This is a genomic window from Thiomonas arsenitoxydans (assembly GCF_000253115.1).
In the GTDB taxonomy this organism is placed as follows: Bacteria; Pseudomonadota; Gammaproteobacteria; order Burkholderiales; family Burkholderiaceae_C; genus Thiomonas; species Thiomonas arsenitoxydans.
Map to the genome: position 1 here is coordinate 3104602 of NC_014145.1, position 12493 is coordinate 3117094.

Annotated in this window: 6 protein-coding genes; 4 read left to right on the forward strand and 2 right to left on the reverse strand. The window is 67.3% G+C overall.

Features of this window, described 5'->3' with window-relative positions; genetic code table 11:
* Positions 1-117: 117 nt before the first annotated feature.
* Genes recC through greB form a run of 4 tightly spaced genes read left to right on the forward strand, consistent with a single transcriptional unit; the run spans position 118 to position 9879 of the window.
* A complete protein-coding gene (gene recC, locus THI_RS14695; RefSeq protein ID WP_013107040.1) occupies positions 118-3639 on the forward strand; it encodes an exodeoxyribonuclease V subunit gamma in 3522 nt (1173 codons plus the stop codon).
* A complete protein-coding gene (gene recB / locus THI_RS14700) occupies positions 3636-7244 on the forward strand; it encodes an exodeoxyribonuclease V subunit beta (protein ID WP_013107041.1) in 3609 nt (1202 codons plus the stop codon). Before recC ends, recB begins: the two co-directional genes overlap by 4 nt.
* Positions 7241-9316 carry an exodeoxyribonuclease V subunit alpha gene (recD, locus tag THI_RS14705; protein ID WP_013107042.1) on the forward strand — a complete coding sequence of 692 codons (2076 nt, stop codon included), beginning with the start codon at positions 7241-7243 and terminating at the stop codon, positions 9314-9316. The genes recB and recD overlap by 4 nt, the downstream gene beginning before the upstream one ends.
* Positions 9313-9879: a transcription elongation factor GreB gene (greB, locus tag THI_RS14710; protein WP_013107043.1), complete on the forward strand. Its 567-nt coding sequence runs from the start codon at positions 9313-9315 to the stop codon at positions 9877-9879. Before recD ends, greB begins: the two co-directional genes overlap by 4 nt.
* A 25-nt stretch (positions 9880-9904) precedes the next feature.
* Here the strand turns inward: greB and THI_RS14715 are convergent, their stop codons facing one another.
* Positions 9905-12280 carry a RelA/SpoT family protein gene (locus THI_RS14715; protein ID WP_013107044.1) on the reverse strand — a complete coding sequence of 792 codons (2376 nt, stop codon included), beginning with the start codon at positions 12278-12280 and terminating at the stop codon, positions 9905-9907.
* 7 nt (positions 12281-12287) lie between these two features.
* Complete coding sequence (rpoZ, locus tag THI_RS14720) at positions 12288-12491, reverse strand: DNA-directed RNA polymerase subunit omega (protein ID WP_013107045.1); 204 nt, start codon at positions 12489-12491, stop codon at positions 12288-12290.
* Positions 12492-12493: the final 2 nt, after the last annotated feature.

Sequence of the window (12493 nt, forward strand, 5' to 3'; positions counted from 1 at the left end):
GCGTCGCTCAGTCAGCGAAGGAGATGCGGCATGGCGACTGAGCATCACTGGTAAAAAGTGAGCAGGGTGAAGAGTCCACAATAACGGCCGTATGACCTGCTCCTGTTCTCTCTGCCCATGACCGACGATATCCGCCCCGGCTTGTTCATTCTGCAGGGCAATCGCCTGGAATTGCTGCGCGATGCCCTGCTGGAATGGCTGGCGCAGCAGCCGCTGGCGCCGCTGGAGGAAGAGGTCATTCTGGTGCAGAGCAATGGCGCTGCGGAGTGGCTGAAAATGGCGCTGGCCGCGCAGGGCGGCATTTGCGCCGCTACGCGGGTGGAGCTGCCCGGAAGGTTTCTGTGGCGCACCTATCGGCAGGTGCTCGGGCGTGCGGCCACGCCGTCGCAATCGCCGCTGGACAAGCCGCTGCTGACCTGGCGCCTGATGCGACTTCTGGGTGCCCCCAGGGCCGAGCTAAGCCCGGCCCGCCCCCCGTGGGAGTCAAGGAAACTTGGGGCGGCCCAGCGTTTCCTTGAGGGCGGCACGCTCGATGCGGACGTTTGCGCGCCGCTGTTGCAATATCTGCAGGGTCAAGACCTGCTGCGCCGCCTGCAACTGGCGCAGCGTCTGGCCGACCTCTACGACCAGTATCAGATCTACCGCGACGACTGGCTCGACGCCTGGGCACAGGGCCGCGATGTGCTCATCGACGCGCTCGGGCGCGCGACGCCCTTGCCCGAAGATCAACGCTGGCAGGCCTGGCTGTGGCGCCGGGTTCTGGCCGAGCTGAGCGAAACGGAGCGTCAATCCACCCGTGCGCAGGTGCAGCGCGCCATGCTGCAGGCGCTGCATACCGCCGAAAGCGCAGCCGACCCGACCCGACCCGCGCTGCCGCGCCGGGTGGTGCTGTTTGGCGCTTCGCATCTGCCGGCCGTGGTGCTCGATGCGCTGGTGGCGCTGTCGCGGTATGTGCAGGTGCTGATCGCGCTGCCCAATCCCTGCCGTTATCACTGGGCCGACATCATCGAGGGCCGCGAGCTGCTGCGCGCAGCACCGGCTCGCAGGCCGCTGCGGGCGGGCGACCTGGCGCAGGTCAGTCTTGAGGCCATGCACGCCCACGCTCACCCGCTGCTGGCGGCCTGGGGGCGGCAGGGACGCGATTTCATGCGCCAGCTCGACGCCTTCGACGAGCAGGCGAACGCGGCAGACAGGCCCGGCCTGCCGCGGCACGACCTGTTCGACGACGCGCCCGGCGACACGCTGCTCGAACAGGTGCAGGCCGCCATCCGCGATCTGCTGCCCTTGCCCGAACATCCGCGCAAGCCCATTTCCGCAGCGGATCGTTCGGTGGTGTTTCACATCGGCCACAGCGCGCAGCGCGAAGTCGAAATCCTCCACGACCAGTTGCTGCACCTGTTGGCGCAGCCCAGCGGCGAGCGACCGCTGCGGCCGCGCGACATCGTGGTGATGACGCCCGATATCGCCCCGTTCGCCCCGGCCATCCGGGCGGTGTTCGGCCAGTATCCGCCGGGGGATGCGCGCTTCATTCCCTTCGACATCGCCGACCTGTCGGCGCGGGCGACCGAACCGCTGCTGCTCGCGCTGGATTGGCTGCTGCGCCTGCCGCAAGAGCGCATTCTGGCCTCCGACATCAGCGCCTTGCTCGATGTACCGGCCATTGCCCGGCGCTTCGGCCTGAGGCCCGAAGACCGGCCAAGGCTGACGCAATGGATCGCCGGCGCGGGCGTGCGCTGGGGGCTGGACGTCGACCATCGCGCCCATCTCGGCCTGGGCGCCTGCGGCGAGCAGAACAGCTGGCGCTTCGGCCTGCGCCGCATGCTGCTGGGCTATGCCGGGGCGGGCGAAGACGGCTTTGAGAACATCGTGCCCTTTGACGAAATCGGCGGGCTGGATGCCGCCCTCGTCGGCCCGCTGGCCGATCTGCTCGACGTGCTGCAAGCCTGGTGGCGCACGGCCTTGCAAAACGCCACGCCGGGCCAGTGGGCGCAGCACGCGCGCGATCTGCTCGACGCCATCAGCCTGCCGCAAGACCTGCGCGAGCGCGAAACCCGCGCCCGCCTCGACGATGCGCTCTCCACCTGGCTCGACCATTGCGCCGCCGCGCGGTTCGACGAAGCCGTGCCGCTGCAGGTGCTGCGCGAGAGCTGGCTGAGCGGGCTGGACGAGGCCGCGGGCGGCGGGCGCTTTCTCGCCGGTGGGGTGACCTTCTGCACCCTGATGCCGCTGCGCGCCATTCCCTTCGAAGTCGTCTGCCTGCTGGGCATGAACGAGGGCGACTACCCGCGCCGCAGCCCGCGCAGCGACTTCGATCTGCTGCATCAGCCCGGGCAATACCGGCCCGGAGATCGCGCCCGGCGCGAAGACGATCGCTACCTCATGCTCGAAGCGCTGCTGTCGGCGCGCCGCATGCTCTATGTGAGCTGGGCTGGCCGCAGCCCGCGCGACAACACCGAGCAGCCGCCGTCGGTGCTGGTGGCGCAGTTGCGCGACTATCTCGCCGCGGGTTGGCAAGGCGAAGGACAGCGCGATCTGCTCGCGCAGCGCACCACCGTTCATCCCCTGCAACCCTTCAGCCGCCGCTACTTCGAGGGCGACGCCGCGCTGTTCACCTATGCCCGCGAGTGGCGGCAGGCGCATGGCGGCGTGGCCGAGAACGGGACCGGGAACGGAAATGGGCCGATGCCGTTCGAGCCGCTCACCGAACCGCTGAGTCTGCAGCAACTGGCCCGCTTCCTGAAAAATCCGGTCAAGGCGTTTTTCCGCACCCGGCTCGACGTGGTGTTCGACGAACTGCAGACGCAGGACGACGACGAAGTCTTCGCGCTCGACGGGCTCGACCGCCACAGCCTGCTCAGCCACTTGATCGACGATCCGCAGGCCGCCGTGGATGAGGGCATCGAGGCCGCCGTCGCGCGCCGGGTGCGCCAGTTGCAGGGCAGCGGGGCGCTGCCCCTGCGCGCGCTGGGCAGCAGAGTGGCGCAAGGTCTGGAGCAAGAGGCGTTGCCGCTGCTGCGCAGTTGGTCCGAGCTGGCGCAGGCCTATCCGCAGGCGGTGGACAAGCGGGCGTTGATCGTCGAGTACCAAGACCTGCGGCTGGACGACTGGCTCGACGGCTTGCGCACAGGAGGCCAAAGCCCGATCTGGATGCAGCTCAGCGCTTCGAGACTGAGCGATGGCAAAGCGCAGGCGCGCGCTGAAAAGCTGATCGACGCCTGGGTGCGGCAGTTGGCGGCCAGCGCCTGCGGTCATGCGGTGCAGGGCGTGCTCATTGGCGCCGATGCGCGGGTGGATCTGCCGCCGCTGCCCGCGGCTGAGGCCAGAGATCGCCTTCACACCCTGCTGGCCGCCTGGCAAGAGGGCATGCGCCGCCCGCTGCCGTTCACCGCCCGCACCGCCTTGGCCGAGCTGAAAAATGGCAAGGGGCAAGAGGCCTATGAGGGCGGCTATTGCACTTCGGGTGAAGTCGAGGAGCCCTGCCTCGCCCGCACCTTCCCCGACTTTGCCAGCCTGAGCGCCGATGGGCGCTTCGAGACTTACCTAGCCGAGCTGTTCCGGCCCTTGGCAGACTGGGCGGCGCAGGCCGTTGTCATCCGCCACGGCCAGACGCCCGCTGCGGGCACGAAAGAAGCCGCATGACCGCCATCCCGGATCCCCTCGATGCCCTGACCTTGCCCCTGCAGGGCAGCCGCCTGATCGAAGCCAGCGCGGGCACCGGCAAGACCTGGACCATCGCCGCGCTCTACCTGCGCCTGGTGCTGGGCCATGGCACCGAAGCCACCGCGTTTGCCCGCCCGCTGAGCCCTGAGCAGATTCTGGTGATGACCTTCACCCGCGCCGCCACGCGCGAACTGGCCGAGCGCATTCGGGCGCGTCTGGTGGAGGCGGCGCAGTGCTTTCAGGGCGCCCTCGCACCCAAGGTGGACGATGAATTTCTGCTGCGCCTGCTGGACAGCTACCCGCCGGGAAGTGCGCGGCAGACCGCCGCCTGGCGCCTGGCGATGGCGGCGCAGGAGATGGATGACGCGGCCGTGTTCACCATCGACGCCTGGTGCCAGCGCATGCTGCGCGAACACGCCTTCGACAGCGGTCATTCCTTCGACGAAGACCTGCTGGCCGACGAAGGCGAACTCACCACGCAGGCGGTGCACGACTTCTGGCGGCAGCAGGTCTATCCGCTTTCTGGCGCAGCGCTGGACGGTGTGCTCCAGGTGTGGCCGGACGTCGGCGCGCTGGAGAGTGAAGTGAAATCGCGGCTACGCGCAGCCCAGGCCGGGGCGCCGCCGGTCGCTGACAAGGACGACTCGCTGCTCGACCTCTGGCAGCGGCTGGGCGAGCCGCAGCAGGCGCAGGTGCGCACGCTCAAGGCGCAATGGGCCGAGCGTATCGCGAGCATGCGGCAATGGCTGTGTGCGCTGGTGCAGTCCGAGACCAACCCGCTGAGCAAGAACAAATATGGCTTGAAAAGCGTTTGCGGCTGGTTTGACGCGCTGCAAGCCTGGCTGGATGACCCCGCGCAGCAGCAGCCCGATCTCGACGATAAAACTTGGGCCAAGCTCACGCCCGACGGCTTGCGTGCTGGCTGCAACCAGGGCAAGCAGGTGGAGCCGCCAGCGGTGTTCAACCAGGTCGAGACGCTGCGCGCGGCGCTGGCCGATCTGGCGGACCTCGTTCCCGAGCTGCAGACCTATGCGGCCGCGCAGGTCGATGCGCGTCTGCGGGCGCTCAAGGCGGCCAGCGGCCAATTCAGTTTTCACGACCAGCTCGAACGTCTCGATGCGGCGCTGGCTGGGCCGCAGGGCGAGCGGCTGCGCTCGCGCATTCTGGAGCAATATCCCGTCGCGCTGATCGACGAATTTCAGGACACCTCGGCGCTGCAGTTCAGCGTGTTCAATCGCCTCTACGGCATCACCACGGCGCAGACCACGCACAGCGCCGTGCTGCTCATCGGCGACCCCAAGCAGTCGATCTACGCTTTTCGCGGCGCGGATATCGCCAGCTATCTGCGCGCGCGGCAGGCCACGCAGGGGCGGCACTCGGCGCTACAGACCAACTACCGCTCGACCGCGGAGGTGGTGCACAGCGTCAACCAACTGTTCGAGCGGCGCGAACAGTCCGCGGGCGCGGGCGCTTTTCTGTACCGGGACGATGAGGCGCCTGACGCGGACAACCCCGTGCCCTTCATCGCGGTCGGTGCGCGCGGGCGGGCCGAGCAACTCGTCTGTTCCGAAGGACCGGTGCCCGCGCTGACCTGCAGCGTGCACCAGGAGCTGGAATCCAAACGCGATGCACGCGAGCGGTTTGCCGCGCATGCGGCTGCGCGCATCGTCAGTCTGCTCAACGATACGCAGGCCGGCTTCCGTCAGGCCGACGGGGGCTTTGCGCGTCTGCGCCAGTCTGACATCGCCGTGCTGGTGCGCGATGGCGACGAGGCTCGCGCCGTGCGCCGCGCGCTTCAGCGCCGGGGCGTGGCTTCGGTTTATCTGTCGGATCGCGATTCGGTGTTTGCCTCACCGGAAGCCGCCGATCTGCTGCGCTGGCTGCGTGCCGTGGCTGAGCCGCGCGACGGACGTCTGGCCCGCGCCGCATTCGCCGCCCCAACGCTGGGGGCAACAATCGACGAACTGGCCGCGCTGGCCACCGATGACGACGTGTTCGAAAACCGGCTGGCTTTGCTGGCCGAACTGCAGACCATCTGGCTGCGTCAAGGGGTGTTGCCCATGCTGCGCCAGACGCTGCACCGGCTCGATCTGCCCGCCCGCTGGTTGAGCGAGGAAGACGGCGAGCGCCGCCTGACCAATGTGCTGCATCTGGCCGAACTGCTGCAGACTGCCAGCGGCACACTCGACGGCGAGCAGGCGCTGATTCGCTGGTTGCAGGAGCAGATGGCGGGCCAGTCCACCGAAGAACAGGTAGTGCGGCTGGAAAGCGAGGCTGATCTGGTGCGCGTGGTCACCATCCACAAGTCCAAGGGGCTGGAATATCCGCTGGTGTTTTTGCCGTTTGCCACCGCGTTCAAAGAGGCGAAGGACGGCGCCGACGACCGCGAGCGCCTGCGCGAAGACCTGCGGCTGCTCTATGTGGCGCTGACCCGCGCGCGGCATGCGCTGTGGGTCGGCATCGCCGCGCTGAAAGTCGGCAAAGGGTCGGTCTGCATGCTGCATCGCAGCGCCATCGGCTATCTGCTGGGAGGCGATACGCCGTGCGAGGGCGCCGCCATTCCCGGCCTGCTGCGCGAGACTTTTGGCGACAGCCCGGCGGTGCAGATCGTCGATGCGGCGCAGGAGGCCGAGCTTCAGCGCTTGCAGGCTGCCCACCCCGCCCCGGCCTTGATCGAGCCGCCCAATTATCACGCCCAGTTCGAGCGTAACTGGAGCATCGGCAGCTTCTCCGCGCTGGTGCGCGATCTCACCCCACGCTCGACTCAGCAACCCGCTTTGCAAGCGGCCCTGCAAGACGAACTGTGGGCGACCGAACCGAGCATGGAACAGCCCTCACCTGCAACTCTCCAGCCGTCTGCCGCGCGCCATCGCTTTCCACGCGGCGCGCTGGTGGGCAAGTTCGTGCATGAACAACTGGCCTGGCTGGGCGAGAACGGTTTCGCCCTGTCAGCCCAACAAACGCAGGACAGCCTGTTGCAACGCTGCGCCCGGCAGGGTTGGGATGCGCCGCGTTCGGCCGATTTGCTGGAGTGGTTGAGCGAAGTGCTGGTCACGCCCTTGCCGCCGCTGGGGGTTGCGCTGCCCGAGATCGACACGCTGCTGGCGGAGATGGAATTCTGGCTGCCGGTCGAGCGTGCCTGCGCGGCCGAGATCGACGCCTTGTGCCAGCGGCACATCCTGCCGGGCCGCGCCCGCCCTGAGCTGACCGAACGCACCCTGCACGGCATGGTGATGGGATTCGCCGATCTGGTGTTCCACCACGCGGGCCGCTACTGGGTGCTCGACTACAAGAGCAATGTTCTCGGCACGGACGACGCCGACTATACGCAGCAGGCGCTGGAGGCCGCCGTGCTCGAACACCGCTATGACGTGCAATGCGCGCTCTACATGCTGGCCTTGCATCGCCTGTTGCAGGCCCGGCTGCGCACGGCCTACGACCCGCAGACGCAGCTTGGCGGCGCGATTGATCTGTTCCTGCGCGGGGTTCGCGGGCCGCAGTCGGGCTGCGTGCACATTCCGCCCGACGGGGTCTTGCTCGACGCGCTCGACGCCCTTTTTGCGCAGCGCGAGGAGGCCGCATGAGGCCCGCCCCGACCAACGCGCCGAATGCGCCGACCCAGCGCGTTCTCGACGTGCTGCACGACTGGGCAGAGCAAGGCGTGCTGCGGCGGCTGGACGCTGCGCTGGCCCGCTTCCTGGCTGAACTCTGCCCGCAAATGCCGCCAGAACTGGCGGTAGCCGTGGCGCTGCTCGCCGATCTGGAGGGGCGCGGTCATACCTGCGTGCTGCTGGGCGAATTGCCGCAACACTTCATCGCCTTGAAAGAGCGCGCCGCCACGGCGGGCGCGCCTGCCCTGTCGCCCGATGTGCACTGGCCCAACGACGGCGAGCGCCTGCTGCGCGAGTGCCCGGCCGTTTACTGCGAGGGCGAGCCGGACCACGGCGCGCCGCTGATATTCTCAAGGGAACGCAGGGCCGCCCCAAGTTCCCTTGACCCCCTCGGGGGGCGGGGCGGGCGTAGCACGACCCTGGGGGCGATGGAGGCAGAGCGGCTGTATCTGCGCCGCTACTGGCGAGATGAGAACACCGTGGCCGCACGGATTCACCAGCGCCTGCAGCCTGAAGCCACGGTCGATGCACCCGCTGCTGCAGCGCTGCTGGCACGGCTTTTCCCGCCTGCCGACGATACGGAAGTGGACTGGCAGAAACTGGCGTGCGCGCTGGCGCTACGCGGACGTTTCACCCTGCTCACCGGCGGTCCCGGTACCGGCAAAACACATACTGCGGCGCGGCTGCTGGCTTTGCTGTGGGCTTTGAGATCCCAACCCGGCGCGCTGCGCGTGGCGCTGGCGGCCCCCACGGGCAAGGCCGCAGCCCGGCTCAAGCAGTCCATCGACCGCGAGCTCGTCAAGCTCGCCGCCCTCCCCGGCGTGGCCGAACTGTCGCAGCGCCTCGGCCCTGCACGCACCCTGCACAGCCTGCTCGGCGCGCGGCCCGATACCCGCCGCTTCGCCCGCAACGCCGCGCAGCCCTTGGAGGTGGATGTGCTGCTGGTCGATGAGGCGTCCATGATTCATCTGGAAATGATGGCCGCGCTGCTCGACGCCTTGCCGCCCACGGCACGGCTCATTTTGCTGGGCGACAAGGATCAGCTCGCTTCGGTGGAAGCCGGTGCGGTGCTCGGCGAGCTGTGCACCGGGGCGCAGCAGGGCCGCTACACGCCGCAAACGGCGCAGGCGCTGCAGGCTCTGTGCGGCGACCGTATTCCTCAGCCCTTCATCGACCCCACCGGCCCCGCGCTGTTGCAGCGGGTGGTGATGTTGCGCAAAAGTCATCGCTTCGGCGGCGCCATCGGGCAACTGGCCCAGGCGGTGAACGCGGGCGACGCCGAGCGGGCGCAGGCGCTGCTGCAGCAGACCGACGGTGCGGCGGTGCGGCTGTTGCCCGTACCCCAGTTGCTGGCGCCCGTTTTCTCCCCGGTTTCAGCCCCTGTTGCAGCCCCGGCGCTGGTCGATCTTGCGGTGCAGGGTCGTGATGGCGCCAAGGGCTATGCCCACTACGCCGATTTGCTGCGGCAGGGGCCGACGGCTGAGGCAGATTGGGACGCCTGGGCGCAGCGCGTGCTGCAAGCTTTCGATCAGTGCCGCGTGCTGTGCGCGGTGCGCGAAGGGCCTTGGGGCGTGCAGGCGCTGAACGAGGCCATCGCCGCGCGGCTGGACGCGCTCGGCCTGCTGCACGGTCGCGGCGCGTGGTACGCGGGTCGCCCGGTGATGGTCACGCGCAACGATCACGATCTGGGCGTGCTCAACGGCGATGTCGGCATCGCCTTGCCGACCGGCACGCAGGGCTTGCGGGGGGTGTTTCTGCAGGGGCAGAGCCTGCGCTCGGTCAGCATCAGCCGTCTGGCCGATGTGCAGACGGCGTTCGCCATGACGGTGCACCAGTCGCAGGGGTCGGAGTTCGATCACACCGTGCTGGTGCTGCCCGAGCGCCACGCCGGGCTCAGCCGCGAGCTGATCTACACCGGCATCACGCGCGCGCGCCGCTTTTTCACCCTGGCCTGCGCAGACATGCAGACGCTGCATGAGGGCATCCAGCGCGTCACGCAACGGGCCAGCGGATTGCTCTCGCGCATCGATAAACTGCCTGCATGAACAAAGCCTTTGTCCGCGAACAAACCTCAGACGCCGACGACGACGAGGACGGCGGCGCCCAACTCCCGCCGCTGCCGCCGGGCGGCAAGAATTACCTCACGCCGCAGGGCTATGCCCGGCTGCGCGCCGAACTCAAGACGTTGGTCGAGGATGAGCGCCCGAAGGTCGTCGAGACCGTGTCGTGGGCGGCGAAGAACGGCGATCGCTCGGAAAACGGCGATTACATCTACGGTAAAAAGCGTCTGCGCGAAATCGACCGGCGCATCCGCTTTCTCACCAAGCGGCTGGACATCGCCGAAGTGGTCGATGCCAGTCTGCAGCACGGCAACGATCAGGTGTTTTTCGGCGCCACCGTGCGCTACGCCGACGACAAGGGGGCGGAGCACACCATCACCATCGTCGGCATCGACGAGACCGAGCCGCTGCAGGGCAAGATCAGCTGGATTTCGCCGGTAGCGCGCGCGCTGCTCAAGGCCCGCGAAGGCGACAGCGTGAGCCTGCCGACACCGGGCGGCATCGCGACGCTGGAAATTCTCGAAGTGACCTACCCGCCTCGCGGCTGAGGTCTGCGCCCAGCCTTGGATGCGCTCAGGAGTTGCCTGAGCCCAAACCCGCGGTGCGGTTTTTCGCCCGGCTGGCGCGCACCACGAATTGCAGGCGACGCAGGGCGCGCAGCACGTCGGCCAGATGCTTGCGGTCGCGCACCTGCACGACGAAGCGCAGCTCGGTGGTGGCCTGCTGCGTGTCTTCGTCCATGGTGACGTGGGCGATGTCGCTGTCGTGCTCGCTGATGGCGGCCGCCACGCGGGCGAGCACGCCTTTGGTGTTTTGCACGATCACGCTCAGGCCGGTTTCGAAAGGCCGGGTGCATTCTTCCGCCCAGCTCAGATCGATCCAGCGGTCCGGGTCTTTTTGGAACAGGCGCCGTGCGATGTCGCAGTCTTGCTGATGCACGATCAGGCCTTCGCCCTTGCCCAGATAGCCGATGATGGCGTCGCCCGGAATGGGACGGCAGCAGGTGGCGTAGCGCACCGAGATGCCTTCGCTGCCGTCAAGCTGCAACGAGGTCTGGGCGTCGTGAGTGGCACGGCTTTCCAGACGCTCGATGGTGTCGAGCAAGGGCGCGGACAGCGCGTCCTGCGGGGAGACGAGCGCCACCACGCGCTTGGCCAGAATGTCGGCCACGCGCTTGCCCAGGCCGATGTCGGCGTACAGATCGTCGCGCGACTTGAAGCCCGTCCAGCGCAGCAGTTTGTCCCACACGGCGTCGTCGAGCGTGAGCAGATCGAGATGCTCGTGCCGCAGCGCGCTTTGCAACAGACGACGGCCCAATTCGACCGACTCGGCCTGCTGCGTGGTGCGCAGCGCGTGCCGAATCTTGGAACGCGCCCGCCCGGTGCGCACAAAGCTCAGCCAGCTCGGATTGGGGCGCGAGGCCGGCGCGGTGATGATTTCCACCACATCGCCGCTGCGCAGCTCGGTGCGCAAGGGCACGAGCGCGTTGTTCACCTTGGCCGCCACCGTCTGGTCGCCCAGATTGGTGTGAATGGCATAGGCAAAATCGACCGGCGTGGCGCCGCGCGGCAGCGCCAGAATGCGCGACTTGGGCGTGAACACATAGACCGCGTCGGGCGCCAGATCGACCTTGACGGTTTCGAGAAAATCGGCCCAGTCGCGGTTCTCGGTCTGGATGTCCAGTAGCGATTGCAGCCAGGCATTGGTTTGCGCCTGCTGCGGGGTCGGCTTGTCTTCCGGTGTTTTGTAGAGCCAATGGGCCGCCACCCCGCTCTCGGCAATGCGGTGCATCGCCTCGGTACGGATCTGAAATTCGACGGGATTGCCGTTCGGCCCGATCAGCGTGGTGTGCAGCGACTGGTAACCATTGGCCTTGGGGATGGCGATGTAGTCCTCGAACTTGCCCGGCATGGGCTTGTACAGACTGTGAAGCACGCCCAGCGCCCGGTAGCAGTCGAGCACATCGGGCACCAGCACGCGAAAGCCGAAAATGTCTTGAATATGCGCAAAGCTCAGGTGCTTGCTGCGCATCTTGCGGTAGATGGAATACAGCGTTTTTTCGCGGCCGAACAACTGCGAGGGCACTTGCGCCTCGTTCAGTGCCGCCTGCGCAGCCGCCAGAATCTTTTCCACCAAACCGTGCCGGTTGCCACGCGCAGCCAGCACGGCGCGCGACAGCACGGCGTAGCGGTTGGGGTGGCTGTTGGCAAAGCCCAGGTCCTGAAGTTCGCGGTAAACGAGATTGAGCCCGAGACGGTGCGCGATGGGCGCGTAAATGTCCATCGTCTCGCGCGAAATGCGCACGCGCTTGCTCGCGGCCATCGCCCCCAGAGTGCGCATATTGTGGAGACGATCGGCGAGCTTGACGAGGATGACGCGAATATCGCGCGCCATCGCCAGCAGCATTTTGCGAAAGCTCTCCGACTGGTTTTCCTCGCGGTTGGAGAACTGCAGTTTGTCGAGCTTGGTCAGCCCATCCACCAGATCGGCCACGGTGCTGCCGAAATGCTCGATGAGTTCGGCCTGGGTGATGCCCTTGTCTTCTGCGGTGTCGTGAAGCAGCGCGGCCATGATGGCCTGGGTGTCGAGCTTCCAGTCGGCGCAGAGCTCGGCAACCGCCACGGGATGAGAAATGTAGGGCTCGCCGCTGGCGCGGTACTGCCCGAGATGCGCCGCATCGGCGAAGCGGTAAGCCTCGCGGATTCTTTGCAGATCGGCTTCGGGGAGGTAGGCCTGAAGTTTGTCGAGCAGACTGGCCAGACTCACGCAGACGTGCCGGGTTGCAGCCGACTCATCGCCAGTCGCGATCGCCGCAGGCTCGGGCTCGGCCGTGGCATTTTTAGACCGCGCGCGCGGTCGCTTAATTGTGGCAACCTGATCCGCAGCAGGCACAGCCAGATCCGTGACCGAGGCTTTCGGATCGGGCGTGGCGGTGTGGCTGCTGGGCATGTTGAAATCAGGTGGGTACTTTTTTGAGCATCTCAATACCGGTCAGGCCCGCGGCGATTTCGCGCAGGGCGGTGACGGCGGGTTTGTCTTTCGATTCCAGCTTGGGCGAATGACCTTGCTCCAGCATGCGGGCGCGGTAAGTGGCGGCCAACACGAGCTGGAAGCGGTTGGGGATTTTTTCCAGGCAGTCTTCAACAGTAATGCGAGCCATGA

Bases quoted from the DNA above. Each gene is read 5' to 3' on its own strand.
- rpoZ (WP_013107045.1), bottom strand. From the start codon at position 12,491: ATGGCTCGCATTACTGTTGAAGACTGCCTGGAAAAAATCCCCAACCGC.
- recB (WP_013107041.1), top strand. From the start codon at position 3,636: ATGACCGCCATCCCGGATCCCCTCGATGCCCTGACCTTGCCCCTGCAG.
- THI_RS14715 (WP_013107044.1), bottom strand. From the start codon at position 12,280: ATGCCCAGCAGCCACACCGCCACGCCCGATCCGAAAGCCTCGGTCACG.
- greB (WP_013107043.1), top strand. From the start codon at position 9,313: ATGAACAAAGCCTTTGTCCGCGAACAAACCTCAGACGCCGACGACGAC.
- recC (WP_013107040.1), top strand. From the start codon at position 118: ATGACCGACGATATCCGCCCCGGCTTGTTCATTCTGCAGGGCAATCGC.
- recD (WP_013107042.1), top strand. From the start codon at position 7,241: ATGAGGCCCGCCCCGACCAACGCGCCGAATGCGCCGACCCAGCGCGTT.